This is a genomic window from Exiguobacterium sp. s194 (assembly GCF_018618275.1).
Taxonomy (GTDB): domain Bacteria; phylum Bacillota; class Bacilli; order Exiguobacteriales; family Exiguobacteriaceae; genus Exiguobacterium; species Exiguobacterium chiriqhucha.
Window position 1 is genome coordinate 38,722 of record NZ_JACSLT010000009.1, and the last position, 16,020, is coordinate 54,741.

At 53.1% G+C, this 16,020-nt stretch carries 21 protein-coding genes; 14 read left to right on the forward strand and 7 right to left on the reverse strand.

Annotation, left to right across the window (positions count from 1 at the left end; translation table 11 throughout):
* Window positions 1-9: 9 nt before the first annotated feature.
* The gene (arcA, locus tag KNP85_RS11820; protein ID WP_029594553.1) at window positions 10-1,239 is read right to left on the reverse strand and encodes an arginine deiminase; all 1,230 of its coding nucleotides are present in this window, start codon (window positions 1,237-1,239) and stop codon (window positions 10-12) included.
* Between the two features lie 342 nt (window positions 1,240-1,581).
* Here arcA and mgtE point away from each other — a divergent pair, with 342 nt between their 5' ends.
* From mgtE to KNP85_RS11850, 6 genes are all read left to right on the forward strand, one after another.
* The gene (gene mgtE, locus KNP85_RS11825) at window positions 1,582-2,940 is read left to right on the forward strand and encodes a magnesium transporter (protein WP_058764979.1); all 1,359 of its coding nucleotides are present in this window, start codon (window positions 1,582-1,584) and stop codon (window positions 2,938-2,940) included.
* A 145-nt stretch (window positions 2,941-3,085) separates the two neighbouring features.
* Window positions 3,086-4,867, forward strand: coding sequence for a solute:sodium symporter family transporter (locus tag KNP85_RS11830; RefSeq protein WP_058765098.1), 1,782 nt, complete (start codon window positions 3,086-3,088; stop codon window positions 4,865-4,867).
* Between the two features lie 108 nt (window positions 4,868-4,975).
* A complete protein-coding gene (locus KNP85_RS11835; protein ID WP_058764981.1) occupies window positions 4,976-6,001 on the forward strand; it encodes a serine hydrolase domain-containing protein in 1,026 nt (341 codons plus the stop codon).
* Window positions 6,001-6,387, forward strand: a complete 387-nt coding sequence (locus tag KNP85_RS11840) for a GNAT family N-acetyltransferase (protein WP_058764983.1) — start codon at window positions 6,001-6,003, stop codon at window positions 6,385-6,387. The genes KNP85_RS11835 and KNP85_RS11840 overlap by 1 nt, the downstream gene beginning before the upstream one ends.
* An 11-nt stretch (window positions 6,388-6,398) precedes the next feature.
* A complete protein-coding gene (locus KNP85_RS11845; protein WP_214715664.1) occupies window positions 6,399-7,103 on the forward strand; it encodes an SDR family NAD(P)-dependent oxidoreductase in 705 nt (234 codons plus the stop codon).
* Between the two features lie 88 nt (window positions 7,104-7,191).
* Complete coding sequence (locus KNP85_RS11850; protein ID WP_021065967.1) at window positions 7,192-7,398, forward strand: hypothetical protein; 207 nt, start codon at window positions 7,192-7,194, stop codon at window positions 7,396-7,398.
* A 19-nt stretch (window positions 7,399-7,417) separates the two neighbouring features.
* On the opposite strand, the gene KNP85_RS11855 is transcribed toward KNP85_RS11850, so the two are convergent.
* A complete protein-coding gene (locus tag KNP85_RS11855) occupies window positions 7,418-7,849 on the reverse strand; it encodes a hypothetical protein (protein WP_021065966.1) in 432 nt (143 codons plus the stop codon).
* Window positions 7,850-7,995: 146 nt separating this feature from the next.
* Here KNP85_RS11855 and KNP85_RS11860 point away from each other — a divergent pair, with 146 nt between their 5' ends.
* Window positions 7,996-8,991 carry an MDR family oxidoreductase gene (locus tag KNP85_RS11860; protein ID WP_214803218.1) on the forward strand — a complete coding sequence of 332 codons (996 nt, stop codon included), beginning with the start codon at window positions 7,996-7,998 and terminating at the stop codon, window positions 8,989-8,991.
* Between the two features lie 60 nt (window positions 8,992-9,051).
* Here the strand turns inward: KNP85_RS11860 and KNP85_RS11865 are convergent, their stop codons facing one another.
* The 4 genes from KNP85_RS11865 to KNP85_RS11880 form a co-directional block, all read right to left on the reverse strand.
* Window positions 9,052-9,396, reverse strand: a complete 345-nt coding sequence (locus KNP85_RS11865; RefSeq protein WP_021065964.1) for a YflT domain-containing protein — start codon at window positions 9,394-9,396, stop codon at window positions 9,052-9,054.
* Window positions 9,397-9,492: 96 nt separating this feature from the next.
* Entirely contained in the window at window positions 9,493-10,953 is a 1,461-nt protein-coding gene (locus tag KNP85_RS11870) for a UDP-N-acetylmuramoyl-L-alanyl-D-glutamate--2,6-diaminopimelate ligase (protein ID WP_214803221.1), read from the reverse strand.
* 155 nt (window positions 10,954-11,108) lie between these two features.
* Complete coding sequence (locus KNP85_RS11875) at window positions 11,109-11,309, reverse strand: helix-hairpin-helix domain-containing protein (protein ID WP_058764992.1); 201 nt, start codon at window positions 11,307-11,309, stop codon at window positions 11,109-11,111.
* Window positions 11,306-11,539 carry a hypothetical protein gene (locus tag KNP85_RS11880; protein WP_021065961.1) on the reverse strand — a complete coding sequence of 78 codons (234 nt, stop codon included), beginning with the start codon at window positions 11,537-11,539 and terminating at the stop codon, window positions 11,306-11,308. The genes KNP85_RS11875 and KNP85_RS11880 overlap by 4 nt, the downstream gene beginning before the upstream one ends.
* 129 nt (window positions 11,540-11,668) lie before the next feature.
* Here KNP85_RS11880 and KNP85_RS11885 point away from each other — a divergent pair, with 129 nt between their 5' ends.
* Complete coding sequence (locus KNP85_RS11885) at window positions 11,669-11,884, forward strand: hypothetical protein (RefSeq protein WP_251128688.1); 216 nt, start codon at window positions 11,669-11,671, stop codon at window positions 11,882-11,884.
* A 165-nt stretch (window positions 11,885-12,049) separates the two neighbouring features.
* Complete coding sequence (locus KNP85_RS11890; protein WP_214803223.1) at window positions 12,050-12,322, forward strand: RNA polymerase sigma factor; 273 nt, start codon at window positions 12,050-12,052, stop codon at window positions 12,320-12,322.
* Between the two features lie 6 nt (window positions 12,323-12,328).
* Here KNP85_RS11890 and KNP85_RS11895 read toward each other — a convergent pair whose 3' ends face one another.
* Window positions 12,329-13,117 carry an HAD-IIB family hydrolase gene (locus KNP85_RS11895; protein ID WP_214715671.1) on the reverse strand — a complete coding sequence of 263 codons (789 nt, stop codon included), beginning with the start codon at window positions 13,115-13,117 and terminating at the stop codon, window positions 12,329-12,331.
* A 62-nt stretch (window positions 13,118-13,179) separates the two neighbouring features.
* On the opposite strand from KNP85_RS11895, the gene KNP85_RS11900 reads away from it, so the two are divergent.
* The 5 genes from KNP85_RS11900 (at window position 13,180) to KNP85_RS11920 (ending at window position 16,012) form a co-directional block, all read left to right on the forward strand.
* Window positions 13,180-13,431: a hypothetical protein gene (locus KNP85_RS11900; protein ID WP_214715673.1), complete on the forward strand. Its 252-nt coding sequence runs from the start codon at window positions 13,180-13,182 to the stop codon at window positions 13,429-13,431.
* A 113-nt stretch (window positions 13,432-13,544) separates the two neighbouring features.
* A complete protein-coding gene (locus KNP85_RS11905) occupies window positions 13,545-14,105 on the forward strand; it encodes an RNA polymerase sigma factor (RefSeq protein ID WP_214803226.1) in 561 nt (186 codons plus the stop codon).
* The gene (locus tag KNP85_RS11910) at window positions 14,102-14,815 is read left to right on the forward strand and encodes an anti-sigma factor (protein WP_214803229.1); all 714 of its coding nucleotides are present in this window, start codon (window positions 14,102-14,104) and stop codon (window positions 14,813-14,815) included. The genes KNP85_RS11905 and KNP85_RS11910 overlap by 4 nt, the downstream gene beginning before the upstream one ends.
* Window positions 14,816-14,899: 84 nt before the next feature.
* The gene (locus KNP85_RS11915) at window positions 14,900-15,811 is read left to right on the forward strand and encodes a Gfo/Idh/MocA family protein (protein ID WP_214803232.1); all 912 of its coding nucleotides are present in this window, start codon (window positions 14,900-14,902) and stop codon (window positions 15,809-15,811) included.
* A gap of 15 nt (window positions 15,812-15,826) precedes the next feature.
* On the forward strand, window positions 15,827-16,012 hold the full coding sequence (locus KNP85_RS11920) for a hypothetical protein (protein ID WP_021065953.1): 186 nt from the start codon (window positions 15,827-15,829) through the stop codon (window positions 16,010-16,012).
* The last annotated feature ends 8 nt before the right edge of the window (window positions 16,013-16,020 follow it).

The following is a 16,020-nucleotide window of genomic DNA, read 5'->3' on the forward strand; positions in this document are numbered from 1 at the left end:
TCCTCCTCGTTAAATGTCTTCGCGGATAATCGGACAGCTCATACAGCGTGGACCCCCACGACCACGCGACAGTTCACTCGACATGATTTCGATGACTTCGACGCCCTCGGAACGGAGCAACTCGTTCGAGACGTAGTTGCGGTCGTACGTGACGACGACGCCTGGGGCGATGGCGAGCGTGTTCGATCCATCGTTCCATTGCTCGCGGGCAGCGGCAATCGGGTCCCCGCCCCCACATGGAATTAAGACGATCTCATCGAGACCGAGTGCGGCTTTTAACACGTTCAACAGATCCGTATGCTGCGTGATGTGAAGTTCGCCTACGGCGTTCAACGTCAGTTCAAAGATATTCATCTTGCCTCCTGGACCTTGGATGAACGGATGAATCGTGAACTTGTCATGGTCGACCATCGTAAAGACCGTGTCGAGATGCATGAACGCGCGCGATTTCGGAATCTCGATGGCGATGACTTTCTTGAATGTACCGCCTTTTTTCAACAAGTTGAGGGCGACCCGTTCAATCCCTTGGGCCGTCGTTCGTTCGGAAATCCCGATGGCGACGACTTCCTTCGACAACACGAGCTCGTCCCCCCCCTCCATCGCGAAACGATAGTCGCGGTCCGACCAAATCGGGATGTCGTGTTTCGCGAATCGCGGGTGATAACGCATAATATATTGTGTGAACAACGATTCACGACGACGAGCCGGCTCTTTCATCCGGTTGATGGATAGCCCGTTGCCGATTGCTGCCGCCGGATCACGGGTGAAGTATAAGTTCGGCATCGGATCGAGATAGAACGGATACGTGTCCTCAATCATCTCGTGTAAGTGGCGCCGTTTTTCGGGCTTAATCTCGGATTTCCGAATCCCGGCCATGACGGTCTCAATCAACTTTTCATTGTCGTAGGCGAGCAAATATTCTTTCAGCGTCTCGTACGAACCGTTGATATTTGATTTGGACTCTGACAAGATATCAGCGACGAAACGTTCACGGACACCCGGCAACGACAACGTCTCAGCCATTAAATTTTCTAGATAAAGCACTTCGACGCCTCGGTTTTGGAGCACGCTCGCAAAGTAATCGTGTTCTTTTTGAATGACTGGAAGATGAGGAATGTCGTCAAACAGGAGTCGTTCCAAATATTCCGGGGTCAAATTTTCGAGTTCGCGTCCTGGACGTTTTAAAAGGACGGTCCTGAGTTCACCAATTTCTGAATACACGTGGATCGGATGTTTCAGCGTAGTATCCCGTGCGGTTTGTTGATCCGTCATCGATATCATCTCGCTTCCTCCTTGTGATTCGGGTGTGTTGCTACCCTTACATTATCAACTTACCCATTTCCACGATGGGCAAGTCCGACGTTTGGACTGTGGTGGATTCCACAGAAAAGTGCATAGATCATGACGTGACATGAATGAACAATCACTCGAGAAACGGTGTGGCCCCTCGAATCGAGAGAAAGGGACGTATACACGCTGTATAGATTGTGAAAAAAATTCATAGCTTTTTTTTGATTTTGTTTGAGACCGCTCAAACTCGTGACATAATATAGACAAATGATGTGAAAAGGAAGTGAGTCGATGGCAATCGAACGTACAGAACGCGCCCGTCATGAATCCCAAGTGACAGCGCTCATTCAAAAAGGGGACCCGGTCGATTTCCGCGACGTGTTCCTCACCCTCCACCCTGGTGAACAGGCCGACCTGTTCATCGAACTTGAACGTCCGGGCCGTGAGTTCGTCTACGAGGCGTTATCCCCGGAAGCGTTCACCGACTTGTTTGAAAAACTTGAACTGGACGAACAGGAACAGTTCATTCAAGAGATGCCACGTCCGTTCGCCGTACGTGTGTTGAACGATATGTTCTCGGATAACGCCGCCGACTTGATGACCGAGCTCCCTGACGACTTCATGAACGAACTGTTCGAGTTGATGGACGAGACCGAGGCGACCGAGGTCAAAGACTTGATGCGCTATCCGGACGATACGGCCGGTGCCATCATGACGACCGAGTTTATCGTGTTGAAGGCGGACAAGACCGTCGGTGCGACACTCGAAGACTTGCGCGAACTTGGACCGGAAGCCGAGACAATCTATTACCTGTACGTCATCGACACCGATCGCCGGCTCGTCGGCGTCGTCTCGCTACGCGACTTGATCGTCTCCCCGCTCGACGTGCAAATCGCGGACATCATGGGCCGGCGCGTCGTGTCGGCCCACGTCCTCGCCGATCAGGAAGACTTGGCCCGGACCGTTCAGAAGTATGACTTATTGGCCCTGCCTGTCATCGACAGCGAGGACCATCTGCTCGGGATCATCACGGTCGACGATGTCATGGACGTCATCGAACGCGAGACGACCGAGGATTTCGAAGAGCTGTCGGCGACGAAAGGTTCGTCGGACATCAACATGGGACCGGTCGAGGCGGCGATGAAGCGCGCGCCATGGATTATTAGCCTCATGTTCCTCGGGATGATCACTGCGTCGACAATCGGTGGTTTCGAGGACACGCTCGAAACGATCGTCTTGCTCGCCGTCTTCATGCCGCTCGTCATGGGTTCGGCCGGTAACGCCGCCACCCAATCGCTCGTTGTCGCCGTCCGCTCAATCGCGCTCGGGACGATTAATCGAAAGAACGTGTTGAAGATGATTCGTCGTGAGTTCGGGACGGGGCTATTGCTCGGTCTCGCCTGTATGGTCGTCATCTTCGGCGTCATCACCGTCCTCTATGACAGTGCCTTAATCGGCATAATCGTCGGTCTGTCGATTTTTGCGTCGCTCAGCGTGGCGACCATCGTCGGGACGCTCGTGCCGCTCTTGATCAATCGATTGAAACTCGATCCAGCCGTCGCGTCGGGTCCGTTCATCACAACAGTCGTCGACAATCTCGGCTTAATCATTTATTTCACGGTCGCGACTTCGTTGCTTCGCTTTTTTTGACACCTGACCTCTCAGGTGTCTTTTTTTGTTGTGAGGTTTGTTACAGTTCTTTTACAAAAGAGAAAACGGGAAATAATCATACTTCGTGAAGGGTAGTTATGAAAAAGTACTTATAAATAAGAAGAAGTTGAGGGAGGGAATGTCGTTGACCATTCAACAAGTTGTTTACATATTAATCACAGGGGCCTTATTCATGGGGCTCGTCGCTTACGTCTCTTATCGCATGACGAAAGGGAAAGTCGAGAGTGCCGATGACTATTTCTTGGCAGGACGGGGGCTAACCGGCATCTTTATCGCCGGATCACTCTTATTGACGAACTTGTCAGCCGAGCAGTTAATCGGCTTAAACGGGCAATCGTTCGCCGGCAACATGTCGGCTATGGCGTGGGAAGTCACAGCCGGAATCGCCGCCATCATCATGGCGCTCTTTTTACTGCCGCGTTTTCTCGGAATCGGGATTTCGACGATCCCTGAATTTTTGAGCCAACGGTATGACGAGGACGTCCGTCGCTTGACGGTCCTGTTGTTCTTGTTCGGCTATATGTGCGTCACGATCCCATCGATGCTCTATTCCGGCGGATTGGCCGTCCTGCAACTGTTTGACGTACCGGAATTACTCGGAATCAGCTTCGAGCAGTCGCTCTGGCTCGTCATTTGGTTCATCGGGATTATCGGAGCCGTTTACGCCATTTTCGGTGGTCTCCGCGCCGTCGCCGTCTCCGACACGTTGAACGGGATCGGATTAATCATCATCGGTTTCCTCGTCCCGACGCTCGGCTTCATCGCGCTCGGTGACGGAAACCTCGTCGATGGGATGAAGACGATTGCAACCGAGAATCCAGAGAAACTGAACGCGATCGGTTCAGAGAACGATTCCGTTCCGTTCTTGTCCATCTTCACGGGGATGATTTTTGCGAACTTGTTTTATTGGGCACTCAATCAATATGTCATCCAACGGGCACTCGGGGCGAAGAACTTGGCCGAGGGTCAAAAAGGGGTACTTTTCACCGGTTATTTGAAGTTGCTCGTCCCGATTTTCATGCTGCTTCCAGGGATTATCGCGTTCCATTTGTATGGCACGAACGTCGATAAGGCGGACCTCGCTTATCCGAGCTTGATTGCCGACTTGTTGCCGATGTGGCTCATGGGCTTCTTCCTCGCCGTCTTGCTCGGTGCCGTGTTCAGCTCGTTCAACTCGTTGCTCAATAGTATCGCCACCTTATTCGTGCTCGATATTTATAAGCCGAAGTTCAAACCGGACGCGTCTGACAAAGATTTGATTCGTGTCAGCAAATGGTTCGGGACGTTCGTCGCGCTCGTCTCGTTCTTCGTCGCTCCGAACTTGATGTACGCACCGGACGGACTGTGGGACTTGATTCGCCGCTTCACCGGTTTCTTCAATATCCCGATTCTCGTCATCGTCTTAATCGGGATGCTCGTGAAGCGCGTACCGCCGATTGCCGCGAAACTCGTCATCGGCTTCCACGTCGTCACGTATTACTTCCTCGTCTGGGGAACGGAGCAGTGGTTCGGCTTCGACCTTGGCATCAACTTCATTCACATTTACGGGATTTTGTTCGTCCTCGAAACGACCATCATGCTCGTATTCGCAAAAGTTCGACCGATGCAACACATCAATCCGATTCGCATCGATCTTGGCCGCGTCAAGCCATGGCGTCATGCAATTTCGACTTCCATCATCCTTGTCGCGTCGATGATTTTCGTCTACTTCGTCTTCTCACCGATCGGTCTCGCCTATGCGGACGGGATCGTCTCGAGCTGGTTCTGGCCGGCGACCATCGCCTTGTTCGTTGTGACGGGTGGCCTCGTTTGGGCGTCCTATCGCTACTGGCTCCCGAGATATGAGGTTTACTTGACGAATCTCGGTACGACGGACACTGACCGTGAAGAAGCGATTGGTGAATAATCAGCGTCTCCTCCGCCTTTGACGGAGGAGACATTTTTTTTGTGTGGTTAGGGATTGATTGGCCGTATGCTATGCTAAAAACACTAGACAAACTTTCGGAGGTGCCCAATGAACAAGCTTTTGGACGACGACTTTACTGACCTTCCCATTAAACCTGATTTTTCTGGATCGGCGCTCGTCATGCGACAGAACGACATCCTGTTCGACCATCAACAAGGTTATGCGAATCGTGCGGAACGCATCGAAAATCGAACGTCGACCCGATTCGGTATCGCTTCGGGCTGTAAGTTGTTCACGGCCATCGCCGTCTGCCAGCTCATCGAACAAGACAAGTTGGCATTCACATCGACGCTCGGCGAATGCCTCACCATCGATTTTCCAACGTTCGATCCGGCCGTGACAGTCGAACAGTTGCTCACTCACACGTCCGGCATCCCCGATTATTTCGACGAGTCTGTCATGGACGATTTTGAGGAATTGTGGCGGCAACGTCCGATGTATCATATCCGGCAGCTACGTGACTTTCTCCCGATGTTCCAACACGAGCCGATGCGACAAGAACGAGGCGTGTTCCAATACAATAATGCCGGTTATATTCTGCTCGGCCTCATCGTCGAACAAGCGAGCGGGTTGATGTTCTCGGACTATATCGAACGATTCGTGTTCAAGCCGGCCGACATGACCGATTCGGGGTACTTCTCGCTCGATGCCTTGCCGGCGAATACGGCGCTCGGGTATATCGACAACGCGGACGGCTCGTGGCGGACGAACCACTATTCCATTCCCGTCAAAGGCGGAGCGGACGGCGGCGCGTTCGTGACGGCACAAGATATGACCAAACTTTGGAGCACCTTGCTCGCTCATCGCCTACTTGGCGAGGAGATGACATCACGACTGCTGACTCCTCATGTGAAGGTAAACGATAAAGGCGCACATTATGGCTACGGTCTGTGGATTCAACTGAACGCGAAGCGACACGTGTTTAAATATCATGTCATGGGTTATGACCCCGGCGTCAGTTTTCATTCTGCGTACTACCCGGCCACAGACATCGTCTCGGTCGTCTGTTCGAACGAGTCAGATGGTGCGTTCGACCTCATGAAAGCCATTGAAATGAAAGTAGGTGAAGGTTGATGATCATTCGTCCTTATGAAGAATTTGATTTTGAACAGATTCAAGCATTGAATGAAGCGGAAGGTTGGAGTCAACTCGTGCGACAACATGACTTGACGAAACAGGCGTGGCGGCAATCGAACGTTGCCTATGTCGTCGAGTCAGAAGGACTGGTGATTGCCTACTTGCGTGGGTTGACCGACACGACCGTGAGCCTGTACGTGTGCGAACTGCTCATCGCGGCCTCGCACCGTCGCCTCGGGATTGGCGAGCAGTTGTTGTCACACGTACATGCGCTCTACCCTGAGACGCGCCTCGAGATGCTCGCGAGTGCTTCATCCCACACGTATTACGAAAAATTGAACTTCCGTCCGTTTTACGGGTACCGGAAGACGATTCACGAATAGGAGGAGCTGTCATGAAACTAGCCATCGTGACCGGTGCGTCGCGCGGTCTCGGCCGTGCCATTGCCGAGGAACTATTGAAGCGGGATTACGAGGTCGTCAATTTTTCACGGACGCAGGCGACCGATGCCTCGTTCCGTCACGTCGAGGTCGATTTGGCTGATCCGACAAGTACACTGGCCGCGCTCGAACACGTGAAGCCGCTCATCGAGACGGCGACATCCTTGCTCGTCGTCCAAAACGCAGCCTTGATTGAACCGATTCACCGGTCCGGCCAATTGGACGCCGCGCAGCTCATCGCCCACGTCCAAGCCAACCTGCTCGCCCCGATGCTCTTGACGAACGCGGTGCTCGCGTACGATCTGCCCGTCTCGCTCATCCACGTGACCTCTGGGGCCGCAAAGCGCCCGATCTCGGGCTGGAGTGCATACTGTGCGACGAAAGCCGGGCTCGACCATTTCACCGAGACGGTCGCCCTTGAATTGACCGGTACGAACGATAAAATCGCCTTGTTCAACCCAGGCGTGATGGACACCGCGATGCAGGCAAGCATCCGGGCCTCATCAGAAGACGCGTTCCGTGACGTGGAACAGTTCCGTTCTTACGTGACAGAAGGCCGATTGCGCACCCCTGAGACGGTCGCCCATATCTTGGCGGAACACTTACTAGACGAGCCGTTCGAGAATGGCAAGACGTATTCCGTATATGACCTCGCTTGATTTTTGACCTGGTATAAAATTCAGTCACCCTTTTCTTACTAGACCGCCTACACTAAAGGCAGACGAAACAAGAAAGGATGACTTAATCATGAAGACGATTGCAGGAGGATTATTATTTTTCGGATTGTTCAGTCTGACGCTGTCGTTCACGATGATTGGAGATACCGCCATCGTCGGCGCGTTAGTGAGCGGTGTCGCCGTCTTGTGTGGGGTCGGGCTCTGGTTCGGTGCGACGGAACTGACACGCATCCGTGCCTCATTCCTCGACAACAAAAAAACGTCTTTCCCTGAATGAGGGAAAGACGTTTTTGGATTCATTGATTGTCTTCGTCTTCGTAATCATCATCCACGTATTCTTCGAAATCATATTCTTCGAAGTCCGCTTCGTCGATGAAGATGTCGCGGTCATTGACGACGTGAATCGGACCGTTGGCCACATCGATTCGAATCGTCCATGCCCATGGAATGCGCAATCGGCTATAAACGCCTGTCCAGAATTCCATCGATTCTTGCTCGTATCGCTCGAACTCTGCCAGCAACTCTTTAAAAGTGATTCCTGACAACTGGAAGTTTGAGTCTTGGATTCGCTCAAGGGCATTATGCGTCGCCTCGAGCTCCGCCGCACGTACCATTTCTTCGGCCGTAGCCATCTCAAGAATGGTTCCATCCGGTGGCAGAATGTCGTATACGTTAAACAATTCGCCTTCTTCTACTTCTTCATCAAACTCATAGTCGTCGTGCCGCATGCTTCATTCCTCCTCACTCTAGTTGAATCTCTTTCATTGTACCATTCCACTCCCTGTTAGAACGAAACATTCGTGTATATATTTTGGCAGGTGGGGAATGATAACAAAGGAATAGAATACGTATCAGCGAAAGGGGCCAATTGACCATGAACGAATCATTTCAAGCACTCGTCCTCGACAAAAAAGACGACCGTCTCCATTCCACGGTGACCGACGTCAAATTCGACGCCCTTCCGAGAGAAGAAGACGGCAACGTCCTCGTCGAAGTCCATTATTCAGCGCTCAACTACAAAGACGCTCTCGGGCTGACCGGATCCGGCAAAATCGTCAGTCATTATCCGTTCATCCCCGGGTGCGAGTTCGTCGGGAAAGTCGTTGAATCCGACCATCTCGATTTCAAAGCCGGCGACGATATCATTGCGACCGGTTTCGGCATCGGCGAACGACATTTCGGTGGCTTCAGCCGTTACGCTCAAGTCCCTGGGAACTGGCTCATCAAACTACCGAAAGGCATGGCGCTGCGAGATGCAATGACAATCGGAACGCCAGGACTTACCGCCATGTTCGCTGTTGAGGCGCTCGAACACGAGGGTGTGCATCCTGGTCAAGAAGTACTTGTGACCGGTGCTTCCGGGGGAGTCGGCAGTTTTGCCATCGCCTTGCTCCACAAGCTCGGCTATCACGTGATTGCCTCGACCGGCAAACAAGACCCGGCGTATTTGCGCGACCTCGGTGTCGAGAACGTGATGGCCCGAAGCGAGCTCGAAGGACCGGCCCGACCGCTGGATGAACAGCGGTTCGATGCTGCCATCGACTCGGTCGGAGGCGAGACGCTCGGTAATATCCTCAGCCGAACGCGCTATGAAGGGACGGTCGTTGCGTGTGGGCTTGCCGGTGGCCATGAGCTCCACACGACCGTCTATCCGTTCATCTTACGAGGCGTACGGCTCATCGGCATTGATTCGGTCATGCAACCGATCGCCCGTCGCGTGAAAGCGTGGGAACGGCTCCATGAAATTATCGACACACGCGTGCTGAACCATATGGTCCATGAGATTCCGTTGCATGATGTTCCGCGTCACGCCGAGGCGATGATGCGCAGTGAACTGAGCGGCCGGACCGTCGTCCGCATCCACGACTAATACAAACAGGGCTGAATCCTTCGATTCAGCCCTGTCTCTGTATTCTCCATGGTGGTGGAATTATAATGTGAATCCGGCTGGTGCGTCTTTGACGACGACAATCACCTTGCCTTGATCTAATTTCTTCTCAAGTTGATCGGCTTCGGTCGATGAGAAACCGAGCTGTTCGAACTGGGCTCGGAGCTCGTCCCCTTTTTTACGGAACAAGTTTTTCGCGGCCGTCCCCAGGCCGACGTCCGATGCCGTCACCGTATTCGCGTCGGCGTTATCGGCCACACGGTCGGTCCGGTCATCGTCGTGGGTGATGACATAAATGTGCTTGTCCTCAATCCCTTTCGCTTTCATCGATTGAATGGCGGTCACGACTTCTTCATCATTTGTAAACTCTTTGTACAAAACTGACATGTCTGTTCTCCTCCTTCGATAGCGTTACATGAATAGTTATTACCTTTTTCTCCAAAAATCACACATTAAAAAACGATGACAGCTGTCATCGTTTCGTTAAACGGCCGGTTCTTGGCCCTTCAATTTTTTTAATTCATCGAGCAGGATGTCTGATTCGTTGAACGGAATCGACTCTCGGCCGACGCGTTCGACGTGGTCATGCCCTTTTCCGACGACGACGATGCGTTTGCCGTCGAGCGCTTGTTGCGCCGCGTGGCGCAGGGCGTCCCGTCGTTCCTCGAACGTCACATAATGCGTGTTCGCGTCGATTCCGGCGAGCAGTCCATCGATGATGCGCTTCGGTTCTTCCGTGCGCACGTCATGCACCGTCACAATCAAGTCGTTCGAATAGTGACTCGCGATGCGACCCATCTCCGCCCGTTTGGTCGGGTCACGGTCGCCCGCCGCACTCAACACGACAACGAGTTCACGTTCCCCTTGCTGAAGCGTCGACAGACACTTCTCGAGGCCGTCCGGCGTATGGGCATAATCGAGATAAATCTCGGCGTCTTCCGTATCGAGTCGTTCGAGCCGACCTTTCGGTAGCGTGAGTCCCGGCACGTTGGCGATAATCGATCGCAGCATCAGTTCCGATGTGGAGACGAGACCGATGGCCGCGGCCAAGTTAGCGGCATTGAATGCGCCCATGAAGCGGACCGGAGCCTCAATTGTCAGCGCGTTCATTTTAATGACGACCGTCTGGTCATGCCAGATGACTTGAATATCAGCCGGTACGTCCGCATGGGTGCTGTACATGATGCGCCGACGAGTCGGGGCAAACGCGGCCATCGTGTCACTGGCCGAATCTTCAGCGTTTAAAATGATGGCATCCCCGTCCGTCGTCTCGACTTGTTCGAACAATCGGGCTTTGGCTCGGGCGTACTCATCCATCGAGCGATGGTAATCCAAATGGTCATGCGTCAAGTTCGTGAACGCCGCCGCGTGAAACCGGACACCTTCGACACGTCCTTCCATCATCGCATGCGAGGAGACCTCGACGACACAATCGGTCACGCCGGCATCGGCCATCTCGGCCAGCAAACGATGTAAGACGACGGCCTCAGGCGTCGTATTTGGTGTGTTTAATGTTTGATCTTTATAACGTGCTCCAATCGTGCTTACAATTCCGACCGGTCGGCCGGACAGACGAAATAAATCATATGTCAATGTCGCGGTCGTCGTCTTCCCGTTCGTACCGGTGACACCGTAAATGCGCATCCGATGTGAGGGGTGGTCATAAAAGGCACTGGCCACCACGCCGGCTGTCCGCTTCGTGTCCGCGACGACAAGGTTCGGCACCTCAAGGTCAAGCGGGTATTCCGAGATGACAGCAACCGCTCCTTTGGAGACGGCCTCCTCAGCGAATTCATGTCCGTCCACCGTATAGCCGCGGATACAGATAAATAAATTCCCTGGACTGACCTTTCTGGAATCTGTCTCAATTCCGGTCACCCATGGATCGCGTTCGATGTCATCCATCTCATTTCCTAGAATGGCGGATAAACGTTTCGTCCTCATGCTGTGTACTTCCTTTCTCATGGGTGTCGCTAGGTTCGCAAACCTTATCGTCATGGTACTAGATATTAGGCTGTAATGGAGATGACAAATATATTACTTCCCTTTTTACGTGCGATACAATCGCCCAACCAAAAAATTCCTAGTCCAGGACGGGACTAGGAATTTATTTCGTTGTCGGTGAACCGAAGTCCTTGCTCGTGAAGCGCGGTTTCCAAGATTCGCAGTACACTTGGCCCGACCCCATGCAAGGCCGCAATTTCTCGTTTCGTGTACGTGGACAACTGCTCGAGCGTATCGATATAGGTAGCTCGAAGCGCCCGTTCGGCCGGTGCCGAACATTTCGGAAGTGGTGTCATCCGATTCCCTCCTCTCGTCCTGAGGCACGTTCAATCGTCGGGAGACAGGCGAGGACACGTTCCATACAAAATGTTCGACGCGCTTGTTTGTTCACGTCCCAGGCGACGAGTCGATCGCCTTGCAGCTTCATCAGCTTGACACGTCGCTTCGAAATGACCCCGTTCCGATCGATATACATCATTTCCACGACCCGTCCATTCCGCATCCAACGCATGACTTCTTGCCTCATCTAATCTCCCTCCTTTGTTACTCTTAGTATACAGAACATTTGTTCGTAATTCCAGTCTAGAGGTGTGCGTTCGCACAATTTCACGTATGCTAGAAGAAACGAAAGTTTCGCGAAAGGGGTTTACCCGATATGACCTATTTGCTGTTGGCCGTTTTGGCCATCGTCTTATTCATTTCCATGATTTATGCGGCCAAAGCCTTGCCAAATTTAAGCAATGTTTTATTCAACCGCGGCAGCCTGTTCGGTCAAGACACCGAGACCGTCACGTGTCCGAACTGTAAGAAAACGTTCAAACGGTCCGGCGGGAACACACAGACGTGCCCGCACTGTTATACGTCGTTTTAACTACAAAACAGCCAACATTCCGCTCATCAGCGGAACATTGGCTGTTTTTGAATGTGCTCGAATCGGAAAGTAACCGTTTACGTTCACCCTATAAGTGAAATAAGAAGGTTACGTCATTTGCCCGCAACCCAACCACGAGAGAGTCTCATTCTGAAGGAGTCCACCATGTCATTCATATCCGATCACGATTTATACGCACGCATGTTAAACCGCGACACTTCTGCGCTCGAACTGCTTTACGACCGCTATGAGCGCATCTTATATTCACTCGCCCTCCGCTTGACGACGCGAGCCGACTTGGCCGAGGCAGTCCTCTCCGAAGTGTTCACAGAGCTTTGGAAACGTCGTCTGCCGCTCGATTTGACGACCCATCGGCTGAAAACTCATTTGTTCGAACGTGTGGAGACCGCAGCGCTACGTCTAGTCGCCAGCGCTTAAATCCGTCTACCGCACCGCTCGATGCAACACTTCTAGAATCCCATCCGCATACATGCCCTCGGTGACACGACCATGTTCTCGTTTGGCTTCTTCGGTCCCGTTGCCAAGTACATAGCCGTTGCCGACATACCTCAACATCCCTAAATCGTTCCCACTGTCCCCGAACGCATAGGCGTGCTCGGTCTGAAACGTATATCGGTCGCACACGTAGTCGACTGCAGCGATTTTCCCCGCCCCTTGTGGGATGAAATCGATATCGTAGGCGTCTGCCGGGTCCCCGGCGAGCGGATTGCACCGACTGACGTTGACGGCGATCCCGAAGTCACGGGCGCTCGAACGAATGTGCTCGAGCTCATCCTTGCTCTCGCCGAAGTAATAATAATTGTGCATCCAGCCGCTTATGCCAAGGTTCGTCTGTGGTTCAATCGTGAGTGTTCGCCCTAGCCTGTCGACGACTTGGGTGACACGGTCTGAAAAGTCATCGGGAAACCGTGACGAATAACCGGAATCGAGCTCCAGTTGTCCGGACGCTGTCACTTGATACAGCTCTGTCCCGAGACTCGCCGCAATCCGGTGCGGGAAATAACGCATGTCTGCCCGTGCCATTTTTTCTCGAATCGTTTCAAGTGAACTCCCCGTCACCCACATCGTCGAGAACCGATGTGAGTGCACATCGAGAAAGTCTTCAAGTTGGCGCAATCGCTCCAACTGGTCAACAGAGCAAGCGTGCGGAAAATACGTCTCATCAAAATCAAAACAGACGAGCACCCGTCCCTCGCTAGTAAATCGTTTCATGGTCATCCTCCTTGTGTCGCCATACCCCATCTCGTATAGTAAAAGAGAAAGGACGTGGCAACATGAAAAATCGATTAAGCCGTTACTACTGTCAGTATAGCGGAATCGTGATCGGGTTCGGGCTCGTCTTCACCTTTTTGTTTGGGGTCCGGTCCTATTCAGTCTGGCAACAATGGCTCCCGAGCGGCTCGGCGCTTCTCGTCACTTTGTTCACAGCAACGCTGTTCAGTTACGTGGCCTACCGCCTGCTCAGCGCCTTGAATCTACGCCTGTTCCGCCGTATCGGAGGGATGACGTCCAGTTGTTCCCGTTAGACGCGGGGAAATCTTGACTGTTCACAAAATAGTCACGTCAAATAGGCATCCATTTTACGGTTTCATCCGTTAGATCAATACAAGGGATTCCCTTATGTGTAAAGGAGCAAGCCATGACTGATATTGAATTGTACGAGCGTGTCAGGCAAAAAGACAAACAAGCGCTCGAGACACTTTATGACCGCTATGAACGAATCCTCTACGCGTTCGTCATGCAGTTGACGAAAGACCGCGACCTCGCCGAAGAAGCGATGCAAGAAGTATTCATCAAGCTATGGCGCGGTGGCGGCGTGTATGATGAGACAAAAGGAAAATTCAAATCGTGGCTGTTCACGATGAGCCGTCACGTCACAATCGACTTGATTCGCAAACGAAAACCTGACCTGCAACTGGATGAGTCCTACGCGGAAGCCATCCCGTCCCCGGCCCCGTCCGTCGAGACCGAGGTCGAATGGCAAGAAGAGCGGACCCAAATCGAGACGGCGATGGCCGAACTGCCGGCCGAGCAACAACAAGTCGTCCGTCTCATGTACTTCCAAGGGCTCAGCCAACAAAAGATTGCCGATACGTGCGGCATCCCGCTCGGTACTGTAAAAGGAAGGATTCGATTAGCGTTGAAACAGTTACGAAGGCATTTATCCCATGATTTGAATGATAAGGAGGTGGAACGATGAACGCTTGTGACCAATTGATCGATTATTTCAACCAGCATTTGACAGAAGACGAACGCATCCGGTTTGAAGCGCATCTCGCGACATGTCAAACATGTCAAGAAGAGCTCGAACAACTCGAGGCCCTCGTCGGCGGCGTCGCGTTCCTCTCTGAACCGGCTGAACCGCCAAGCGGGATGAAGGCACGCATCCTCGACAACGTGTTCGCAGAAGACAAGACGGAGACGGAGTCGAAGCAAGACGAACCGACCCCGATCACACCGTTCACAGCCACGAAGAAGAACCAGAAGACGCCATGGGGGGCGCTCGCTCTCGCGGCCGCACTCATGCTCTCCTTGATCGGGAACGGCTATCTGCTCTTGAACCAAGATGACCCGAGCGGAATCGCCTTGACCGAGACCGTCCCGCTCGAAGGCGAATCGGAAGGCGTGGCTTACCTCGCCGAACAGGACGGCCAGCGCCAGCTCATCGTCCAGACGAACGGACTCGATGCGCTCGAAGCGAACGAAGTGTATCAAGTTTGGTTGTTAAAAGACGGCTCGCCGATTCCGACGGGGGCGTTCGTTACGGACGACAAAGGGAACGGGACCGTCATCTATACGCTCGATTCGACCGAATCAGAGGTGGACTGGGATACCGTTGCTGTCACGAAAGAACCCGAACGGGGCAACACGGCACCCGAGGGCGACATCGTGCTCAGTGCCAGCCTATAAGCAAGGACCGAATGACCTGACGCACCGCGCGTACGTGTCATTCGGTTCTTTTTTCGTTATGATGATAGAAAAGGAGTGGTACATATGCGTCAGCCTAAAATTGGTGTCGTCGGTCTCGGCGGCATCGCTCAGAAAGCGTACTTACCGATTTTAACGAACAGCACGTCGTTCGAACTCGTCGGTGCCTATTCCCCGACCGTCGCCAAACGTGAGGCGATCTGTCGGGCCCACCGGATGGAATCATTCACAGGACTGCCCGAGCTCGCGGCAGCCGTCGACGCGGCGTTCGTCCACAGTTCGACCGAGACGCATTTCGACGTCGTCTCTTATCTGCTCGCAAACGGTGTCGATGTGTATGTCGATAAACCACTCGCTGCGACAATCGAACAGGCGGAACGTCTCGTCGAACTGGCCGAGCAGACGAACCGGAAGCTCATGGTCGGCTTCAATCGCCGGTTCGCCCCGATGTATCAGCACGTGAAAGAAGCAGCCCCATTCCACACGCTCGACTTCGTCAAGCATCGCGGGGACGGATTGCGCGGCCACGACTATCAGTTCACATTGCTCGATGACTATTTGCATGTCGTCGACACGCTCCGGTACTTCGCCGGAAGCGAGTTGCGCTTAGTGACGGGCCAAATCGCGACGACCGAGGCGAACGGTCTCCACTTCGCGCGCCATATCTGGCAAGACGAGCACGGACTGCACACGACGTCGATGCACCGTAAAGCCGGGACGAATCATGAAGGACTCAGCGCCATCCGCGACGGACTGCGCGTGACGGTCGATGAGATGGTGACGCTTCAACGGTTCGAGCACGGCGCCCATTCAACGAAGACGTTCGGGTCATGGGACACGCTCCTGACCCAACGAGGCTTCCAAGGGGCAATCGACCACTTTATCTCGGCAGTGACCGAGGATACAGCCATCATGACGGACGGTCGTGAGGCGCTCCTCACACAACAGCTGGTGACGGATTTGTTCGGCTCACACTAAAAGGAGGCGTATCAAATGGATTTCTTTTTCTATATTATGGTCATCGTCGTCGTGTCCATCGCCGCAGATACATTTAATAAGACACGGAAGGCTCGTTTAGAAGAACTTCGACTCAAAATCGAGCAAGAGAAACTCGCGATTCAGCGGCTCGAACTCGAGATGAAGCGCGACGAAGACAAACTCGATCATCACGGATTTTAAAAAGACGA